Source organism: Lysobacter changpingensis (genome assembly GCF_017308985.1).
In the GTDB taxonomy this organism is placed as follows: Bacteria; Pseudomonadota; Gammaproteobacteria; order Xanthomonadales; family Xanthomonadaceae; genus Lysobacter_J; species Lysobacter_J changpingensis.
Genome location: NZ_JADWPE010000003.1, coordinates 211454 through 230308 on the forward strand (window position 1 = coordinate 211454; position 18855 = coordinate 230308).

15 protein-coding genes are annotated in these 18855 nt (G+C 66.1%); 4 read left to right on the forward strand and 11 right to left on the reverse strand.

The features are described 5' to 3' along the window. Positions 1-8: 8 nt before the first annotated feature. Positions 9-1430 (reverse strand): HlyD family type I secretion periplasmic adaptor subunit, encoded by a 1422-nt coding sequence (locus I4U41_RS07825; protein ID WP_206860594.1) that lies wholly within the window; start codon positions 1428-1430, stop codon positions 9-11. Further along, positions 1427-3589, reverse strand: a complete 2163-nt coding sequence (locus tag I4U41_RS07830; protein WP_206860595.1) for a type I secretion system permease/ATPase — start codon at positions 3587-3589, stop codon at positions 1427-1429. Before I4U41_RS07830 ends, I4U41_RS07825 begins: the two co-directional genes overlap by 4 nt. Before the next feature lie 625 nt (positions 3590-4214). Between I4U41_RS07830 and I4U41_RS07835 the strand changes: the two genes are divergently transcribed. Continuing rightward, entirely contained in the window at positions 4215-4352 is a 138-nt protein-coding gene (locus I4U41_RS07835; RefSeq protein ID WP_206860596.1) for a DUF3653 domain-containing protein, read from the forward strand. Positions 4353-4483: 131 nt separating this feature from the next. Here I4U41_RS07835 and I4U41_RS07840 read toward each other — a convergent pair whose 3' ends face one another. Continuing rightward, entirely contained in the window at positions 4484-5149 is a 666-nt protein-coding gene (locus tag I4U41_RS07840) for a hypothetical protein (RefSeq protein ID WP_206860597.1), read from the reverse strand. Next, positions 5146-5571: a DUF4124 domain-containing protein gene (locus I4U41_RS07845; RefSeq protein WP_206860598.1), complete on the reverse strand. Its 426-nt coding sequence runs from the start codon at positions 5569-5571 to the stop codon at positions 5146-5148. Before I4U41_RS07845 ends, I4U41_RS07840 begins: the two co-directional genes overlap by 4 nt. Positions 5572-6125: 554 nt before the next feature. Between I4U41_RS07845 and I4U41_RS07850 the strand changes: the two genes are divergently transcribed. Continuing rightward, positions 6126-6401, forward strand: a complete 276-nt coding sequence (locus I4U41_RS07850; protein ID WP_206860599.1) for a hypothetical protein — start codon at positions 6126-6128, stop codon at positions 6399-6401. Between the two features lie 377 nt (positions 6402-6778). Here the strand turns inward: I4U41_RS07850 and I4U41_RS07855 are convergent, their stop codons facing one another. Continuing rightward, positions 6779-7048 carry a hypothetical protein gene (locus I4U41_RS07855; protein WP_206860600.1) on the reverse strand — a complete coding sequence of 90 codons (270 nt, stop codon included), beginning with the start codon at positions 7046-7048 and terminating at the stop codon, positions 6779-6781. Positions 7049-7366: 318 nt separating this feature from the next. Between I4U41_RS07855 and I4U41_RS07860 the strand changes: the two genes are divergently transcribed. Together I4U41_RS07860 and I4U41_RS07865 are read left to right on the forward strand one after the other, a co-directional pair. Then, complete coding sequence (locus I4U41_RS07860) at positions 7367-8362, forward strand: GlxA family transcriptional regulator (RefSeq protein WP_206860601.1); 996 nt, start codon at positions 7367-7369, stop codon at positions 8360-8362. Further along, positions 8359-9492 carry a heavy metal-binding domain-containing protein gene (locus tag I4U41_RS07865; RefSeq protein WP_206860602.1) on the forward strand — a complete coding sequence of 378 codons (1134 nt, stop codon included), beginning with the start codon at positions 8359-8361 and terminating at the stop codon, positions 9490-9492. The genes I4U41_RS07860 and I4U41_RS07865 overlap by 4 nt, the downstream gene beginning before the upstream one ends. Before the next feature lie 142 nt (positions 9493-9634). Here the strand turns inward: I4U41_RS07865 and I4U41_RS07870 are convergent, their stop codons facing one another. The 6 genes from I4U41_RS07870 to I4U41_RS07895 all read right to left on the reverse strand — a co-directional run bounded on the left by I4U41_RS07870 (position 9635) and on the right by I4U41_RS07895 (position 18671). Then, the gene (locus tag I4U41_RS07870) at positions 9635-10312 is read right to left on the reverse strand and encodes an alpha/beta hydrolase family protein (protein ID WP_206860603.1); all 678 of its coding nucleotides are present in this window, start codon (positions 10310-10312) and stop codon (positions 9635-9637) included. A gap of 11 nt (positions 10313-10323) precedes the next feature. Further along, complete coding sequence (locus I4U41_RS07875; protein ID WP_206860604.1) at positions 10324-11031, reverse strand: DUF72 domain-containing protein; 708 nt, start codon at positions 11029-11031, stop codon at positions 10324-10326. 97 nt (positions 11032-11128) lie between these two features. After that, positions 11129-13246, reverse strand: coding sequence for a DNA/RNA non-specific endonuclease (locus I4U41_RS07880; RefSeq protein ID WP_206860605.1), 2118 nt, complete (start codon positions 13244-13246; stop codon positions 11129-11131). A gap of 32 nt (positions 13247-13278) precedes the next feature. Then, the gene (locus tag I4U41_RS07885; RefSeq protein WP_206860606.1) at positions 13279-15012 is read right to left on the reverse strand and encodes a gluzincin family metallopeptidase; all 1734 of its coding nucleotides are present in this window, start codon (positions 15010-15012) and stop codon (positions 13279-13281) included. Positions 15013-15101: 89 nt separating this feature from the next. After that, on the reverse strand, positions 15102-17996 hold the full coding sequence (locus I4U41_RS07890) for a caspase family protein (protein WP_206860607.1): 2895 nt from the start codon (positions 17994-17996) through the stop codon (positions 15102-15104). 114 nt (positions 17997-18110) lie between these two features. After that, complete coding sequence (locus I4U41_RS07895; RefSeq protein WP_206860608.1) at positions 18111-18671, reverse strand: flavin reductase family protein; 561 nt, start codon at positions 18669-18671, stop codon at positions 18111-18113. Positions 18672-18855: the final 184 nt, after the last annotated feature.

An 18855-nucleotide genomic window follows, 5' to 3' on the forward strand; every position in this document is an offset into this window, starting at 1 on the left:
GCACCTTCCTACCTTTCACGCAGCGCTTCTCCGCCTCTCTGCCGTAGGGGACCGAACAAGTAGTCGATGACTCGCCGTCTGCCCGTCCTTATCTCCACACTCAACGCCATGCCGGGAGTCAGTCCCACATCGACGCCGTCTATGTTCAGCGCCGCTGCCGACAGCACAACCCGTGCGGGAAACACGAGCCCGAGTTGCTCGTCCTGCGCCGCGTCATGCGACACGCTTGCAACGGTGCCCGTCAGGTACCCGTAGCGCGTGTACGGGAAGCTCTCGACCTTCACCGTCACCGGCTGCCCGGCGCGCACGAAACCGATGTCCTTGTTGAGCACCGTTGCTTCAACCTCCAGCGTTTCCCCGTTCGGCACGACGACGAGCAAGGGCTGCGCCGGCGTCACCACGCCGCCCACCGTATGCACCGCTAGTTGCTGCACGGTGCCGTTGACGGGTGCGCGCAGGGTCATCAGCTTGTCGCGCTGCCCGGTCCTGGCGACTTCCGGGGTCAACTGCGCGACCTGCGCGGTGGCCTCGCGCAGTTGATCCAGGGTCTGCTGGCGCGTGTCGGTGATGAGCACGCGCAGTTCTTCTTCCGCCGCGCTGAGGGCGGACCGTATCTCCTGCACGCGATTGCGCTGCGTGGCGAGGTCGCGTTCGGCGGCGATCCGCTCCTGCTCGCGCAGCAGGTACTCGTGGCGCCCAACGTATTTGCCTTCGACCAGCTTGCCGTAGTCCTCCGCACGCGCCGTCGAGATGCGCGCCGATTCGGCCAGAGGTGCAATGGTCGCTTCGGTCGTGCGCAGTTCGGCACGGCGTTGCGCGATGCTCGCCTGCAGGGCGTGGCGCCTGGCCTGGTAGGTATCGAACTGGCTGCGCACCAGGGTCTGTTCGGCGGTGAGACGCTCCTGTGGGAGATCCTTCGCCGCCGACAGGACGGGCGGCCGATTGCTGTCGAGCGATTCCGCCAGCGCATCCAGCCGAAGCGCGGCAAGGCGCGCGTTCACCAGTGCTTCGTCCGCTTGTGCGTACGCCGCGCCGGTCGCGGTTGCGTCCAGTTCGATGAGCAGCTCACCCCGCTTCACGACCTGTCCGTCGCGCACCAGGATGCGTCGAACGACGCCCGTCTCGGCGGGTTGCACGACCTTGCTGCGCGAATCGACCACAGTCCTGCCCGGTGCCACCGCGACGATGTCGAGCTGGCCCAGGATCGCCCACAGCAACGCCACGCAGAAGAACGCGATGATGATGCGCATGGTCCAGCGCGCCGTCGGCGACACCGGCGTCTCGGTGAGCTCCAGATGCGCCGGCAGGAATGCGCGTTCGTCCGCGCTGCGCTGCGGCGGATCGAGCTGGCCGCGAATGGCCCACACTGAGCGGAAGATCGCCACGTAGCGCGCGATGAAGTCGCGTAGCCCCAGCAGGACGTGCTTCATGCGATCCCCGATTGCAGGCGGTGAAGATGCGCGTAGTGGCCGTCGGGACGTTCGATGAGTTCGGCATGGCTGCCGCTCTCGACGATCCGCCCTTTCTCCACCACGACGATGCGATGGGAATGGCGAACGGTCGACAGGCGGTGCGCGATGATCAGCACGGTGCGTCCCTCGCAGATCGCCCGCATGTTGTTCATCACGGCGTGCTCGGACTCGTAGTCGAGCGCACTGGTGGCCTCATCGAAGATCAGGATGCGCGGATCGGTGATGAGAGCACGCGCAATGGCAATGCGCTGTCGCTGGCCGCCGGACAGTCCGGCGCCCTGCTCGCCCACCTTCGTGTCGTAGCCTTCCGGTAGTTCGGTGATGAAGTCGTGCGCGCCCGCGAGCTTCGCCGCGTGGATGACGCGCTCAAGCGGCATGCCGGGATCGCTGAGCGCGATGTTCTCGCGCACGCTGCGGTTGAACAGGAAATTCTCCTGCAGCACCACGCCCAGCTGGCGGCGCAGCCACGCGGGGTCGGCCAATGCCACGTCCTGGCCGTCGATCAGCACGCGTCCGCGTTCCGGCGTGTAGAGGCGCTGCACCAGTTTGGTCAAGGTGCTCTTGCCGGATCCGGAGCGGCCGACGATGCCGATGACCTGCCCCGGTTTGATGTCCAGTTCGATGCCGGCCAGCACTTCAGGCGCATCGGGTCGGTAACGGAACGACACGCGTTCGAACGTGACCTGCCCCTTGATCGGTGGCAACGCCATGCGGCTGCCGGGGATCTCGGTGCGCGTGTTGAGGATGTCGCCCAGCCGTTCGACGGAAATGCCGACCTGCTGGAAGTCCTGCCACAGCTGCGCGAGGCGGATGATCGGCGCGGCCACCTGCCCGGCCAGCATGTTGAAGGCGATGAGCTGGCCGACCGAAAGCTTGCCTTCGATGACGAGCTTCGCGCCCCAGAACAGGATCGCCACGCTGGCCAGCTTCTGCACCAGCTGCACGCTCTGCTGGCCGATCGTGGCGACGCGCGTCACACCGAAGCCGGCGCTGACATAGCCGGCCAGCTGGTTGTCCCAGGTGCGCGTCACTCGCGGGTCCACCGCCATCGCCTTGACCGTACCGATGCCGCTGACGGTCTCGACCAGGAACGACTGGTTGTCGGCGCCGCGCGCGAACTTCTCGTTCAGGCGTTTGCGCAGCACCGGCGTGACGAACGCGGAAATCAGTGCGTACAGCGGAAGCGACAGTACGACGATCAGCGTCAGCCAGCCGCTGTAATGGAACATCACCGCGAGGAACACCACGGTGAAGAACAGATCCAGGACCGAAGTCAGCGCCTGTCCTGTCAGGAAACTGCGGATGTTCTCCAGCTCGCGCACCCGCGCGATGGTGTCGCCCACGCGTCGGGATTCGAAGTACGCAAGCGGCAATGCGAGCACGTGGCGGAACAGGCGCGCGCCAAGCTCCACGTCGATCTTGCTGGTGGTGTGCGAGAACACGTACGTGCGCAGGCCACTGAGCACCACTTCGAACACCGCCATCGACACCAGGCCGATCGCGATCACGTCCAGCGTCGTCAGGCCGCGATGCACCAGCACTTTGTCCATCACCACCTGGTAGAACAACGGCGTCACCAGCGCGAACAACTGGATGAAGAACGAGACGACGAAGACTTCGAGCAGCAGCTTGCGGTACTTCACCACCGCGGGAACGAACCAGCTGAAGTCGAACTTCGCCAACTCGCCCAGCACCGATGCGCGCGAGGCGATCTGCAAGAGGCGTCCTGCGTAGCGCGACTCGAACTCCGTCATCGACATCGCGCGTGGGCGCTTCTCGGCGAGGTCGTGGATGAGGACCTGTTCGCCGTGGACCTTGGCGACGACGAACGCATCGCCATCCGGCAGGAGCGCGAGCGCAGGCAGGTTCGCCATGGCGATGCGCGCGGCGGGCTGCGTGGTGACCTTGGCCTTAAGGCCGAGCTTCTTCGCGGCGAGCAGGAGCGTCGTTTCATCGAACGCTTCGCCATTGTGGCCGAACTCATGTGCCAGCTGCGCGGCGTCCGCGGCGATGCCGTGGTACTGAGCCAGCAGCACCAGACCCTGCAGCCCAAGATCTTGCCTCGCATCAGCTCGCGCGCCTTCCACGACGGAAAGCACCGCACTCCCCTGTGCCATGCCCGCAATCCTTGCCGACCTAGGTAATCCCCTAAGCCATGAGCATCGTCAGGATGTGCCGTGTGTGTCAAGCGGAATCGGTGTGCGGCCCGACAGATTTCCACTTCTGATCAGTGGCGTGATATCGAGCACATTTGGGCTGGCGCCATGCGCATGCAAGATATGCGCTCACGGCCCGGGTGCAGACACCAAGACGCGCCCTGGCCGGACGTCGCAAGACACCCGGTTTGCACCGGGTCCGGTTGTCGCACCAGGTGCAACTTGTCCGGGACAAGCCCAATCAGACCGACGAGGTCCATCACCGTCTCTGCATAGATGGCGAACATGCTCGAGACCTTCAGGATCAAGCTCATGCCGCGGGCCTGCCCGCCCACGTTGTCCTGCTCGTAGACCTTGGTCCAAGATCGTGTCGCTACGCCGCAAATTGGCCCTAGATCGTGTCGCCGGCTGGCATGCGGGGACCCCATGCAGGAATCACAACTCACAAGCCTTTGATTCCCATTGGTTTTTCCCCGCGACATCAATCAGGAACACCGACAATGGCGATGCGGGCTTTTCTGACTATGCAGCGGTCACATCCCGCCGATATCGCTGGCAAACGCCTCATTCCCCCGGGAGCGCTTGCTTGAACATCGATTTCGAAGACGAATGGTACGGATGGCGGCTGCGAGGCCGCCATCTCGTTTCTGAGGACGGCCAGCGCATGACCGTCGAACGCCTGCGCGGGCTGATGTGGCGGGACAAGATGGAGCTTCGGCTCTAGGGTTACGCGAGCCGACGCGCAGCTGAGAATGGGCGTCAAACGGCATCTCGTCAGCAGCTTGTGAAGGTCGTTATCGTTGAGCTGGCAGAAGTACGTCATCACGGCAACGTCGGTTCGTAACTCGCCTGCGCTCATCCATGCTCGCGATGCAATCTACGAAGCTCATCCTCGATGGGCTCAAAATCCTGTGCTCGCTTGCGGCCTGCACAATCCAGCTTGTTCAAAAAATAGGCCCCGCCGGCAATCCCGCGAGACAACACATAACGGAACTCCTCGGGGAGAACGACGGGGCCCATTCCGCAGTCAGCTTCCGCCCAAAAGCTCTGAATCCGTCGAATCTGTGAAGGGGCACCGCCTATGAACCCGTGCAGGCGAAGCATCGTCTCAATGCGCTCCCGGCTGACGTCGTAGAGGTTGCCCTGTATCGCTTCGAAGTTCTTCAACGCCAGATCTAATGACACCAAGTGGGCACTGATCGCTGAAAGGACGGCTTCCTTATGCGCTTTCCATGCGGCCTCATCCGTAGCAATGAGCCCACTATTCACGTTGCCGGCGTAACGCCGCCATTCGTCGAAGTTGGTGAATGCCTCGAACTCAATCAGTCGATCGTAGACATTGCGGAAGATTGCCACCGCAGTAGCCTCCAACGAGTCCGACCGCTTCTTAAGCTGGTTATTCCAGAGTTTGAATGAGCCCAAGACGGCGATTGCCGCAGCTGCGACAGTGCAAAGCACCGAGGCCCAATCCGATACCGTTCCAAAGTCGAGCGAATCGGGACAGAAGATTGGGGCCGTCATTTGCAAGCCTCCCGAACGCGATTATCGAGTTGCTGCAACAACTCGTAGGTGCGGCGAATCCCGACTGCCTCCAGCGTTCGTTCACGCGACGCCTTCGCGGCATCACATGCGGACGGATTCCGCGCGCCGTCCTGGCGAACGCGATGACCAGCGGCACCGCCACCCCGGCTGGTGCCCGCGAGTTGAGAGAGGTAACGCGAGTCCGCCTCGGCCTGCTTGCGCTGGTGGTAGCGCCGCCAAAGCTCATCATTGCTGGGCGGCGCCTCCGGCGTCGCATCCCAGCTGCGGGTCTGCGCGTAGCCGGCCGGGCATGGCCCGCTGTAAAAGTGCACCGCCCCACCCTTGCCCACGCACCTATTGACAACCTGCGCCGAAGCGCTGCCGGCGATTAGCGCGGCAAACAGCACGATTCCCTGTCGCATTGCTCCATCCGTCCCCCTATGGACTGCGACGAGGGTACCAAAAGCCGACTTGGCGGAAGGGCTGTTGGCCCTCAATAGCGGTTATCCCTGGGCTGCGCCCACACTTGCGACGTTTTCAGCCGGTGAGACGACCCAAGCGCACGGTGCCGCCATGACGCGCGACGACCTTGACGACAAACCCGGGCACGGTCACTCATCCGGCGTCGCACCCGTTCGGCGATCTTGTCCCGCGCTCCGGGACGGGCCGTCACCCGAAGATGCGCAGCGCGAACGCGCGCGGCGCGCCGGGCGTCGCAAGAAGGATGGGTGGAAAAAGTACCTGTAGCCGGAAGAACCGACGCCATGGCCGCGCTATGCCTTCTCGCCGCCAGGCATCGGCGGCGGCGCACCGATGATGACGCCCTGAGGTGACGATGCGGAGGTCTCGGTGCGCGAGGCTTCCTCATTGCCGTTCGGAAGGCTCGCGCCGGACGCTTGAATGCGTGCGGTGGCGCGGAGGCCGCCCGATCGCGTGATCTTCCGGGCGCGACGCGATACGTGCAGGCACTCGCGCCATGGTCACGACCGATGCGGTATACCTGCGCCTGCACAGCAGCGATTACATGGCGCTGTCGTCATCGGGCCTCCGTGCAGCTCATGCACGGGTCCATGTCATGCACAATTCGCCTGAACGGCCGGACGATGTTCGTCCGGACGAATCCGACAGATACGAAGCGGTCGTCGCGGAAAGCCGGCGGCTTCGCGAAGACCTGGCGATCTCGATGATCGGGCTGCGATCGACGCTCGATCGCTTCGAGGATGCGATTCGACGTTTCTCCGGGAACGACTGACCACGCGCACGCAAGCGCGGTGGACTAGGGATCGCCCGGCCTGCGCGTGCGATCGCGGCTCAGCCACACGAACATGGCGACCAGATTCGCGTACGGCGTCTCGATGAGCGTGATCTCGATGAGCGTGTCCGTCGACATGCGTCGGCCCCGCCGTGGACGGACGAATCAGGCAGTTTTCGGCTGGAGAGGTCGTTCCCGCCTGCGAAGTGGCGTCGTGCCCAGGACCTCGATGCGACCTCCCGCCCGGTCGAAAGCGGCCATGTCGGCGGCGAGCCTCGCACGCGCGGCATCCCGATCGACCAGGGACAGCCCCCGGGCAGGAAGAACGTAGTAGTTGCCGCCGCGTGGGCGAGTGCTGGACATGGCGGGTCCTTGCATCAGCCGATGAGCGCCGAGGTGGTGCTTCGTTTGTGGCGTCGCCATCCGGAACATTCGTGGAAGACGTAATCGGCCCAGCATTCGCGCAGCTCGAGCATTCCCGTCTCGCCGATCGCGCTTTCCAGCATCTGCGCGATGGATCGCGGCAGGTTCTCGTCCGAGATGCTGAACACCAGCTCGGCCGGCGGGCTGAAGTCGGGCGGTCGCGAACGCGCATTGCCGTCGATCAGCCAGTAGCTGGCCGCGGCGCTGTAGACGAGGATGTGCATTGGCCGTCTCGTGCGGGAGGTGCACGAGGCGCTCCGGGATCCGGACTGCCGCATGAGCGCCAGTCGGTGCGAACACACAGTAGGCGGTTGCGGGTGAACGCGATGCATGGAGCCATTAAGAGGGCGCCGTGCAATGCACCCGGACTCGCGTCGGGGGCGCCGGCTTCCCGGACGTGCAGCTCCCGGCGATCCGGTTGCGCGCTCATGCATGGGTTCCCCGATGGCGCGATCGGCCGGATTCGCGTCGCATGCGACGTACCCCATCGCGCTATCCTGCGCCGCATGCGCCGCACACGTTCCCCGTCCCGGCCGCGATCCGTGGGCCTCATCCTCTTCGACGGCGTCACGCTGATGGACGTGGCGGGGCCGATGGAAGTGTTCGCGACCGCGAACTCGGTCGTGGCGCCCGCGGTGGCGTACAGGCTGCGCACGTACGGTGTCGGAGGAACGGCGCCGGTACGGTCGGAGGCGGGTGTCACGCTCGTGCCCGATGCCCCGCTTCCGCGACGTCCGACCGTGGACACGTTGCTGGTGCCCGGTGGGTCCGGCCTTCGGCGGCCACAGGTGCTGGCGCAGGTCGCCAGGACGCTCGCACGTGCACGGCCGCGATGCCGACGCATCGTCTCGGTCTGTACCGGCGCATACGCGGTCGCCGAATCGGGGTTGGCGAAGGGCCGCCGCATCGCGACTCATTGGCGCTTCGCCACCGACCTCGCGCACCGCCACCCGGACGTGGAGGTGGATGCACGTGCCCTCTTCCTCCAGGACAACGGTCTGGCCAGCTCGGCCGGCATCACCGCCGGCATCGATCTGTGCCTGTCCCTGGTGGAGGAAGACCTGGGCCACGCCACCGCACTGGCCATCGCGCGCGAGCTGGTGGTCTACATGCGGCGCAGCGGCGGGCAGGACCAGTACTCCGAGCCGCTTCGGCTGCAATCCGGGACGAGCGACCGGATCGGCGACCTGGTGTCCGGCATGCTCGCGCGCCCCGATGCCGATCTCAGGCTCGATGCACTCGCCGAACGCGCGCATCTCAGTCCGCGCCAGCTGCAGCGCAGGATCGCGCAACGCTACGACTGCAGTGTCACCGACCTCATCGCCCGGATTCGCGTGCAGGAGGCGCAGCGGCTGCTGTGCGGACGCCAGTCCATCGGCGAGATCGCGGCGTGCTGCGGTTACGCCGACATCGATGCATTCTCGCGCGCATTCCTCCGGCGAACCGGATTGCGCCCATCGCAATGGCGGGCGAGGTTCGCCGAACGTGCGCCGGTGCACGGCCCGGTCGATTCCACCGGCTCGGAGGCGTTCGAATGATCGCGCGATCGTTGTGCCTTCTGGTTGCACTTGCCGTTCCGCTGTCGGCACCGGCGGCGGGGCCGCTTCGTTTGCCCGGAAGCGTCGAGCGCTCGACGTACGTGTGTCCGCCCTGCCCCCACGTTGCCGATCTCCTGCATGCGAAGCCGCACGATGCTCCCGGCACGTGTCCTGTCTGCGGCATGAAGCTGGTCGAACGGCCATCGCCGCCGGATGACGCGCCGCCGCTGTTGCGCGCCGGTTCGGGAGCGTTCTCGTTGTCCGTCGGCCCCGGAGGATCGCGCGAAGTCGCGGTCTACTACCACCGTCCGCGCAGCCTGCAGGAGAATTCCCGCGTGCTGATCGTGCTGCCCGGGGCCGGGCGCAACGCCTGGGATTACCGCGACCACTGGATCGAAGCGGCCGAGCGTTCCGGTGTGCTGGTGTTGTCGCCGCACTACCCGGAAAGCCGCTATCCGCGATTCTGGAACTACAACCTCGCGGGCATGATCGCCGACGTCGTGATCGACCCCGACGCCCAGGCGTTGGCCGGGTACCGGATCGTGACCGATCGCGGGCAATGGCTGATCGACGACATCGATCGCATCTTCGACCAGGCGGTGCGTGCAACGGGATTGAAGACGCCGCGCTACGACCTGTTCGGTCATTCCGCCGGCGGCCAGTTCCTGCACCGCTTCGCGATGTTCGCCGACGACGGCACGCGTGCCGACCGCATCCTGGCATCCAACTCGGGCTGGTACACGGTCCCCGACGCCGACGCACGCTTTCCTTACGGCCTGGCCGACGCGCCGATCCAGCCTCCGCAGCTCGCGAAGGCTTTCGCGCGACGCCTGGTGGTGTTTCTCGGTGGCTCTGACGACGCGAACGAAAAACGCGGCGATCTTGTCCATGGTCCGGCCCCGGACCGGCAGGGCCTGCATCGACTGGCACGCGGCAAGTACTTCCACGGGAAAGCCATGGAAGCCGCGACGCGCATGGGCGTCGCATCCCGCTGGACGCTGGTGGTGGTCCCCGGCGTTGGACATGATCCCGGGAGGATGGCGCAAGCGGCGGCCCGCTACCTCTATGGCCAACCTTCCGAGATCGGCGCAGTGGAACCAGGCGCGGGCGCGGACACAGCTGGCGATTGAGTCACGGATGGGATGGCGATCAGAACGGGCAACGCAAGTCAGGTTCGCATTGCGCGGCGCACCGAACGTGGGCGTCACACCAGCTGAAAACGATGCGCCGATTGGGCGCAATGCCCTGCGCCCCGGTCAAGCGGTCCCAAGCTCAGCGATCCAGCACGCCGTCGATCCACGTCGCCATCGTTCCAAGCAGCTCCTCCATGACCTCCGCGTCGTTCCGACCGGAGCGCACCAGCACATGGAAGGAATGATCCGCGTGCTCGGACCACCGCAGCGTGGCGCGAGCGCCGAGTCGCTGCACGACCGCCTGCATCAGGTCCATCTGCCCCAGCTCGTCGCGCGTGCCCTGCAGGAACAGCATCGGCACGTCGATATCGGACAGGTGCGCGGCACGTTCGTCGGAGGGCTTCTTCGGCGGATGCAACGGGAAACCGAGGAACGCCAACCCGTGCACGCCCGGCAGCGGCGATTGCGCCTGCGCCTGCGAAGTCATGCGCCCACCGAAGGATTTTCCGCCGGCGAACAACGGCAGCTCCGGCCGTCGTCGCGCGGCTTCCGCGACTGCCGCGCGCACCGTCGCGTGCGCGAGCCGCGGCGTGTCCGGCCGTCGCGAGCCTTGTTCCATGTAGGGAAACTGATATCGCAGGCTCGCGATGCCCCGCTCGGCCAGCCCCTCCGCCACCGCCGCCATGAACGGATGCGCCATGCCCGCGCCCGCACCATGCGCCAGCACGTAACACGCCCGCGCGTGCGCAGGCACCTGCAGCAGGCCCGACACGCGCACGCCCGTTTCGACTTCGATGGAAAGCGGTTGCGTCGACATGCTCCCCTTCCCTACCGCGTGCACAGGCGCATGAGCGTCTGCGCGTACCCGGGCGCGGTCGGCTCGTGCATGAAGTAGACGTGGACGCGCTGCCACGCGGTTGCCAGAAGTCGTTCAGCCCACCGCGCGAGGTCGGCTTCCGAGTAGGTTTCAAGACGCAGCCGCACGTAGCTCCACGACGCGGTTTCGACCAGCGGCGGTGGCGCGTCGTCGTCGCGCTCGGACAGACACAACGCCGCGCCGCCGGCCTTGAGCGCATCAAAGACCTCGTCGTCGAACCAGCTGTCGTTGCGGAACTCGAACGCGGCGCGGTGATCGGCGGGCAGGACGTGCAGGAAGTCGGCCAGCCGCGGCACGTCCTTCTTCAGGAACGGCGGAAGCTGGAACAGCACCGGACCGCGCTTGTCCCGCAACGTTTCGAGGTTGCGATACAGATAGGCGACCGGATCGGCCGCGGCATCGGCCTTCAGGCGCACATCGTGGGTGATGCGGCGCGGCGCCTTGATCGCGAAACTGAAATCGTCCGGCGTCGTCTCCGCCCAGTGTTCGAGCGTCGCCACTTTCGGCATCTGGTAGAACGTGTTGTTGATCTCCACCGACGGCAGGTGCCGCGCGTACCAGGCCAGCATCCCGTCCGGCTTGATGGTCGCGGGATAGAAATTGCCTTTCCATTCCTTGTAGGAATAGCCGCTCGCACCTGCCTGCAGTCGCGTCGTCATGGTCTGGCCTCGACCGGGGTTGCGTCACACAGGCGGATAGTCTGCCAAACGCGGTGCGAAGGCCATTCACACCACCACGGGCACGCACCCGCAGGCATCATCGAAGAACCAGTTGATCCAGCGCCATCAACACCCGACGTCCTTCGGTCGTGGAACCTGTCAGCGGATCGGCTTCGTGCAGGGCATCCGCAAACGTCACCCTGCTGCGCTGCGTGATCTCCGACAGCGGCACCTGATGCGCGACGAACCGGCCCGGGCGGAAGCGACGTTCCAGGCCGTGCGTCTCGATGGCCTCGCCCTGGTCGAGGATGAAACCGTACGCGCGCAGGCGCCTCCCGCTACCCTCGTCTTCGGCGACCACGACGATCTTCCAGAACGCAATGGGCATCGTGACTTCGATGCCGGAGCCGAAATCGTGCGCCGGGTCGTCGTGCGCGAGGACCGGCCCGGCGAAGACGATCAGCCGGTTGCCGACGTTCCGCGCCTGCTTCGCGATGTGGTTCTCCAGTCCGCCCCACAGGCCGTTGTACTGGAACATGTCGCGGTTGAACTCTTCGTGCTGCGGCGTGCAGTTGGTCCAATGGAAGGTGTCGGCGTTGGCGAACTCCTCCTCTTTCGCCGTTTCGCCCCACGCCGAATCGTCGCGCCGGACCAGATGGCCGCGATCGAACTTCTTCGCCGGCTCGTAGAACTCGAGGTCCTCGATCTGCTGTTCGATCGGAATGCGCGGATCGGCCTTCCACTCGTCGTCGCCGAACCCTTCGCGCGACTTGCGGCGCTTTGCCGGGTCGTAGTCGACGTTCGCGGCCGTCCACAACGCGAGCCGGCGATCCTTGTGCATCACCACTGTGTAATGGTGGTAGCGCAGGTACTTGCGATTGCGCGGGCCTTCGTAGATCTCGTCCTCGGGCGCCTGCGGCGCGGGCACGCGGAAACCGCTCAGGAACCGCTCGTCGTAGCCCTTGCGCCCGGCGTAGTCGGGATCGAAGCGAAGTTTCTTCTCCAGCGCTACCGCGCCGCCGGCAGCGGGCGCGGCCGACGCCGCTGCCGCAGGTGTCGCCGGCGCGCCGCTCATGTAGAAATGAGCCGTGCCGTGCACGGTGATGGTGTTCATCGCGGGCGCTCCGGAAGGCTGGATGTTCGGCGTCGGGATCGAAGTCGGCGCCGGATCCGCGGATTCGTCGGCGACTTCGCGTACCGCGCCGAGCACCTGCGCCAGGATCGCCTGGTGCGCCGCCTTGCCGAGCGACACGCCGTGCAGGTGCGACAGGATCTGGCTGACGCGCGCGCCTTCATTGGCGACCCACTCGATGTCGGTGTGCGGCATGCCCTCGCGCCATACGGTGCGACGGAGCGTCATGATCTCGCCGTTCTCCACGCGCGGCACGCCGCCATGATGCACGGCGACCAGCTCCCAGTCCTTGTTGAAGGCCGGCGATCCGGACGACCCTTCCAGCGTGTCGGTGGTGTACATCAGGAACAGGTCTTCTGGCCCGGGCTCCACGTACACGGTGTTCTTCTGCAGCGCGTAATGCTTCATCCGTCCATCGGGGTGCTGGATGATGTTGACCGCCTGCCCCACCAGGATCTTGCCGAGCGTGGGAATGAGCGACACCGCACCGAAATCGCGCAGCGCGCCCGCGCCGATGCGTGGCTGGTCGGCAAGCGCCACGATGGCGATGTCCAGCGCTTCGCTGCTGTAGAAGAACCGCGCCGGATCGAATTCGTAGACCACGGTACTGCGCGGGTTGCCGACCTCGTCGAGCTCGAAGTTGAACTGCGCGCCGGACGATCGCGTGTCCTCGGCGCTGTCGAAGACGTGCCAGTTGGTCATCAGCAAGCCGGGCGCGATCAGGAATCCAGTCGCATAGCCATCGACGATGCGGCCATCGTTGCCCAGGCCGACGATGCGCGCGACCGGCCGCCCGGCGCGTCGGGCTTCGGGCGTCGGTGCGTTCTGTTCCCACTCCAGCGCATCGCCGATGCGCCGTTCAAGGAAGGGACCGGGACCGCCGGGGCGGATGATCGCCCTCGCCTTGGTGGTTTCGCGTTTGATGAAGTTCTTCAGCTGCGCGGGGCTGGCCGCGTCAAGCGGCCCGCCCTTGGCGAGTTGCGCGGCGGTGCGCGCGCGCTCCTCGCCCTTGCCGGCGAAACGCACGCCGGCCTTGAGCATCACGCTGCGCTTGCGCGCCGCTGTGGCGCGGGAATCGTGCATGGCAGGCCTCCGTGGCTGGCTCCTTGCATTGCTCAGCGGCGACGATGGATGTTCCGTTGCAGCCGCGCCGACACCACCGATTGCTCCGCCCACGCCGCATCGCGGACATCCTGTCCCTGCGTGCGCAGGTAATCGCGCTGGGCCTTGAGGCGGCGCTTGCTGTCGAGGTGCTTGGAAACGGCGTAACGGACCGCGCCATCGGACGAAACCACGACGGTCGATCCGCCGAGGAACCAGCCCTCGCGCACGCGACGTTTCTGCACGACTTCCGATACCAGGTCGAAGCGCACCTCGCCGCTGATGCCGACGCGCCGCACCGTGCGCAGCGAGACGATCTTCGGCGGCAGAACGCTGCGACTCGGCGCGACGAGACCGAAATCGCGGGCGCGATCCGACCTGCAGATGGCTTTACCGAATGCAGTGGCGGCGCGCGTTACGGCACGGCCTCCGTCGTCGACCGGCCAATCGCAAAGGCCATCGGCGAACACCAGGCCGAGGTGGCGGAAATCCAGTTCCGGCACGGCGATCCGCCCCGTCTCAGGCGGGCACCACAACAGGCTGTCCTCGCCCAGGTCCGGCACTTCGGGCACGGTCACGCGGTATCGGCGGAAGGACGTGACGAACGCCTCGCGATAGCCGATCGGATCGTCTGGCACCAGCTCGGTGTCCGCGGTGATGATCGCGCGCAGGTATTCGCCGAAGCTGCAATGCAGTGGCGGGCAGTAGTCGATGGCGCGGATCACGATGTTGAGGAAGCGCCGCGCGAGCTGCGTGGCTTCCTCGGCCAGCAGATACACCGCTTCTGACGGCAGGCGTTCGCGATACAGCTGGAGCACGCCGCGCAATTTCCTGGTCTTGCGCTGGTAGATGCGCCGGAAGGCCTCGAACACGGCCGACACCAGCACCGCGCCGAGGTCGTGTTCCTCCTTCGTTGGATCGTCGTAACCGTACTTGCGCTCGACCACCGTGTCCTCGAGCCCAGGCGACAGGATCGCCGTGCGCAGCGGATTGTGTCCGTCGATCAGGTCGAAGCCGAACTGGCGGCCGATCTGCACCAGCAGCTCCGAATCCAGGTCGTCGCCCTGCGAGGCCTCGATCGCGTCGCGCACCAGCTCCGGCTGCGCGAAGCGGAGGAAGATCGCCACCAGGTCCGAGAAGCCTTCGTGCAGCGCCGCGACGTCACGATGCGTCGGCCGCAGGAAGTTCGGACGCAGGCCATCGAGCAGCGCGTGGCTGGTTTCGTGCGCGACGATGTCGCGCGACAACGCAATGTACACGTTGCTGCCCGGCTGGTTACGGTACTGCGCGAATTCGGCGGCGCGTTCGTAACCGAAGCACAGCGCGCCGAGCTCGCGATCGTAGTACGCGTTGTCCTCGTGCATGAAGCGCGGATGGATGCGCAACCTTCCCTCGGCCCCGCTCTCCACTCCGCCAACGCCGATGGGCCCGAAGCCCGGGTCGCGCCCGAGCGCGAAGCGGAAGCGCTCGTAGGTCTCCATGCCGACGGCGTACACCATCTGCTGCATGAACTGATGATTGCTGCTGCTCGGTGGAAGGCCGTCTTCCATCAGCAGTTTGTGCTGTTCGAGGTCGACGGGCGTCGCCACGTTGCCGGTCCTCTCATCGATGTCCTCGACGATGAACACCGCCCCGGCCGGTCCGGGTTTCAACGGCTCGTATGGAATCGACAGGGTGATGTGCGCTCCTTCGTAGCGGCTACGGCTGGGATCGTGCGAGAACGCGCGCAGGCGACGGCGCGTCGGCATGTCCGCAGCCGGCGATGGCAGGCGCGCACGATGGATGCCCCCGAGGTCGTCGCGGAGTTCGAAGTCCCACGCTGCCGGCGCTTTCGCGCTCATCGACCGCCCAGCAGCGTGCGCTTGCCGAGTCCGGGCTCGGGATTCCACAGTCGCGGATGCTGGCGCGCGGGCGACCCGAGTTCGCCGATCACCGCGTCGATGAACGTCTGGTTGCTCCAGCCCTCGCGCACCGCCGTTTCGAAGACCGCCATCGCCGCGCGCGTGAAGTCCCCTTCGCCACTGCTTTCCCAGGCGTATTCGCTGTCCCGGCAGGCGGCGAAGTGCGCGACGCCGCGTCTCGGGCTTGCCGACGCCGGGCTGGCCGAAGCGTTGCCGCCGCGTCGTGCGCTCCGTTTGGACGCGCCGCGCACCTCCATGTAGCGGTTCACCGTCTCATCGTCGAAGCGCATGAGGCGCGGTCTCGTTCCATCGCTCGCGGCGCGTGCACGCGCACGACTGATCGTGCCGGAATGGCAGCAGTCCATGAACAGCGTCAGGGTGGCGCCTTCGGGCAACGCGCGGGTGATGCCGCGCACGTCGTCGTCGATGAGCATCTGTCCCGCGCGGTAGTCGAACGGTACGAACGCTTCGTCGAACTTCTCGTCCTCGTCGCCGCTCACGTCCGGAAGCTGTGCGCCGTGGCCGGAGTACTGGAACACCAGTTCGTCGCCGCTGCGCGCTTCATCGACCAGGCGCTTCAACGCGTCGTACATCGCCTGGCGCGTGGCCTGATCGTCACGCAGCGGACGCACCGTGAAACCGCAACCGGTGAGTGCCTGCGCCCAGCGATTGCTGTCGTTGACGCAGCCCTGCAACGGCTGGTCGGCGTACTGGTCGATGCCGATGCAGACCGCGATACGACGCCTGCCGCCGCCGGTCGGCGGTGGCGGCGAGGCGCTACCGGAGGGCTCCTCGTCGGGCTCCATCCCGGCGCCGGATTCCGCGTCGTCGCCGAAGCCATCGCGGCCGTATTCGTCGATACCGCCGCTGCTTTCGCGCCCCAGGGCCCGTCGGCAACACGGACAGCAGCCGTCGTAATCGCCGTCGCTTGCCGGCGCGATCGGCGCGGCGCGCGTCGACTCACCCAATCCGCATGCCTTGAACGCCGACGCCGGCGGGAACTGCATCGCGCTGCTGGTGGGCTCGGGCGATACGCCGAGCACGCGCGCGAGCACCGAGACCATCGTCTGCGCATCGTTGTCGAAACCCCCGTGCTGGAGCGCGCCGGTCCGCTTGTTCATCAGCCGGGAGCCGCGCGGAGGCGAGAATTCGACCGTGACGGGCGGGTTGCTGGACCTGATCCGGCCATCGTCCTTCGGCTTGAGGTTGAACAGCTTGCGCAGCTCCGCGTCGTCGTACAGATCCTTCTGCAAGCCGAGCACGCGACGGTCGCCGCATGCTTCCCGGACGAAGTACAGCAGCGACTTGCGGTAGATCTTCGCGCAATTGTCGTCGCGTTCGGCCTCGTCGTTCATCGTGTACATGCACAGCTCGCGGATCGGTTTGCCTGTGCCGATCAGCGGTTCGACGTCCGCCAGGAAACGGTCGGTGCGTATCGCCGGCGCCAGGTAGCTGAGCGTGCTGATGACGAAGCCCTTGTCCGTGAGCAGCGGCAGGAACTTCGAAAGAAGGATCGGGCCGGTGCTGTGGCCAACCGCATGCAGCTGCACCTCGGGATACTTCGCGAGCACCGGTGCCAGCACCTGCGCGAGTTGCCACGCACCACCGGCGCGACCCTGTTGCTCCCGGATCACGGACAGGGACGCATTGCCCGCGTCCTCCTTCATCTCGGCCCAGACGCGACGCGCGACGGGTTGGGTGATGCCTTCGAGCAGCCAATCGGTGAAGTCGGTGAACTCGCGCGCGCCGCGTGGCGTCGTGCGCAGCGTTTCGAAGAACCCGGATTCCCAGATGAAGAAGATCGGGAACACACCGTTCCTGAGCCACCACGGCAGCACGGTGTTGGCGTAACAGATGGCGCTGGCCTCGTCGACCAGGCCGCCGTGTGCGTAGAACACCACGTGCGCGGGACGCTTGAGTTGGCGGCGGCTCTCCAGGTAATCGACCAGATGGCGCTCGGCGATCATCCTGGGCGTCACCTGCACGCTGTCGATGTCGCCTTTCGCCGACAGCACGCCCTTCGACAGATTGATCGTATGGCGGCGCAACAGCGCGTCGGCGGGCATCGGCGCGCGCCGCGCGCCCTCGACACCGGGGCCGAGATCGAGCCGCGCCGCGAGCGCCTCCTGTTCCTCCAGCGCCCAGTCCGATTCGGGCACTTCGACCGAGTCGGGATCCTCGATGGCGTTGGCGTCATCGACCAGGCCGTTGACTCCGCGCGCTCCCTGCCTGTCGAACCAGCCGCGCACCTCGCCTGTGTCGAGTACCGCGTCGGATTCGGGCCGTCGCTCGACACCTTCGGCGCCCTGCCCTCCTGCCGCCAGTATCGTGGCGATCTCGGCCTGCATCTTCGCCTTGTCCAACGATGAGCCGGGACACGTCTTCGCCGTCGTGAAATCGCGGTGGAAACGCAGCGCCTTTTCGTCCAGACCGAACCTGCGCAGCACCGCCACGATCACGCCGATCACCGCGTTCCGCTGGTCGCCGTCGAGCGGGTCCTTTCCCTTGTCGAAGTTGCCGACCACTTCGATCATGAACGGCCCTTTCCTCGAGGTGCCGTTGTGGCCGACGGCGCTGGCAGGCGGCGAATCCCACGACCGGCCGGTCCACAGGCCGCCGGCCGGATCGACCGTCAGGTGCTGGGCGATGTCGCTCCAGCCCTTGCCCATGTGGAACGCGCGCATCGCCTCGATCGTCGCCTGGCCGCGGAAATCCGCGCGGCGTGGGCGATCGGTGCAGTGCAGGTGGAATTCCGTGATCTGGCGGCGTGGCTCCCACTGGGCCAGCAGTCGCTCGAAATCGGCCAGACCGATGCGACGAATCGTGGACATCCGTGTACTCCCTTGGGGGGCGGGAGGGTGCCTCTTCTCCCGAACGCCAGCCCACACGGACAACGGCCGTCCGCTCGTCGGCCGGACGCGGATGCTTCGTTGTGACGATGGCGCCTACAGGTTCTGCGGCTTGAACCGGCCACGCCGCGAGATATGCGTGCCAGACACCATGAACTCGCCCTGCCCGCGGTAATGCAGCGTGCGCGGGCGTTTCGGCGTCGGCGCGACGTGCGCCTTCACCACTTCCCAGATGAACATGCCATGCGGCCCGGCCCGTCGCTTGTCGGCCAGCCTGCATTCGAAGTTCGCATGGCACTGCGCGATCAGCGGCGCGCCGACATGACGCGCGGGTTTTGCGCTCAGGCCGAACGCGGCGAACTTGTCGATGCCCTCGGCACCGCTGCAGTTGCCGATGCCGACCACGGTGTCGACCATGTCGGCGGTCGGCAGGTTGATCACGCATTCGCCGCTGCGGCGGATCAGGTCGTGACTGTAGTTCCCGTCCCAGATGTAGCACGCGAACAGCGCCGGCGAGAACTCCAGCATCATGTGCCATCCCATCGTCATGATGTTGGTGCGCTCCTTCCATCGCGAACTCACCAGCACGATCGGGCCGGGTTCGAGATAGCGGCGGATCTGGTCCAGCGGAAAGTCCTTCTTCTTCGGGATTTTCATGCGTCGCCGGCTCCATGTCGCTCACGTGCGCATATACCAGCGATCGGGTGATGAACGTTAGAACGCGCGCGAAGTGGCGCGCGGTCTTGCGCATCATGTCGGCATCCGCGTGCGATTCATCGCAAACGCTGCATTTCATGATCGCGTCACGTAGCATCCATCTCCCGCATACATCGCGACGCTG

Bases quoted from the DNA above. Each gene is read 5' to 3' on its own strand.
- I4U41_RS07825 (WP_206860594.1), bottom strand. From the start codon at position 1,430: ATGAAGCACGTCCTGCTGGGGCTACGCGACTTCATCGCGCGCTACGTG.
- I4U41_RS07830 (WP_206860595.1), bottom strand. From the start codon at position 3,589: ATGGCACAGGGGAGTGCGGTGCTTTCCGTCGTGGAAGGCGCGCGAGCT.
- I4U41_RS07840 (WP_206860597.1), bottom strand. From the start codon at position 5,149: ATGACGGCCCCAATCTTCTGTCCCGATTCGCTCGACTTTGGAACGGTA.
- I4U41_RS07845 (WP_206860598.1), bottom strand. From the start codon at position 5,571: ATGCGACAGGGAATCGTGCTGTTTGCCGCGCTAATCGCCGGCAGCGCT.
- I4U41_RS07850 (WP_206860599.1), top strand. From the start codon at position 6,126: ATGGTCACGACCGATGCGGTATACCTGCGCCTGCACAGCAGCGATTAC.
- I4U41_RS07855 (WP_206860600.1), bottom strand. From the start codon at position 7,048: ATGCACATCCTCGTCTACAGCGCCGCGGCCAGCTACTGGCTGATCGAC.
- I4U41_RS07865 (WP_206860602.1), top strand. From the start codon at position 8,359: ATGATCGCGCGATCGTTGTGCCTTCTGGTTGCACTTGCCGTTCCGCTG.
- I4U41_RS07870 (WP_206860603.1), bottom strand. From the start codon at position 10,312: ATGTCGACGCAACCGCTTTCCATCGAAGTCGAAACGGGCGTGCGCGTG.
- I4U41_RS07875 (WP_206860604.1), bottom strand. From the start codon at position 11,031: ATGACGACGCGACTGCAGGCAGGTGCGAGCGGCTATTCCTACAAGGAA.
- I4U41_RS07880 (WP_206860605.1), bottom strand. From the start codon at position 13,246: ATGCACGATTCCCGCGCCACAGCGGCGCGCAAGCGCAGCGTGATGCTC.
- I4U41_RS07885 (WP_206860606.1), bottom strand. From the start codon at position 15,012: ATGCCGACGCGCCGTCGCCTGCGCGCGTTCTCGCACGATCCCAGCCGT.
- I4U41_RS07890 (WP_206860607.1), bottom strand. From the start codon at position 17,996: ATGTCCACGATTCGTCGCATCGGTCTGGCCGATTTCGAGCGACTGCTG.
- I4U41_RS07895 (WP_206860608.1), bottom strand. From the start codon at position 18,671: ATGAAAATCCCGAAGAAGAAGGACTTTCCGCTGGACCAGATCCGCCGC.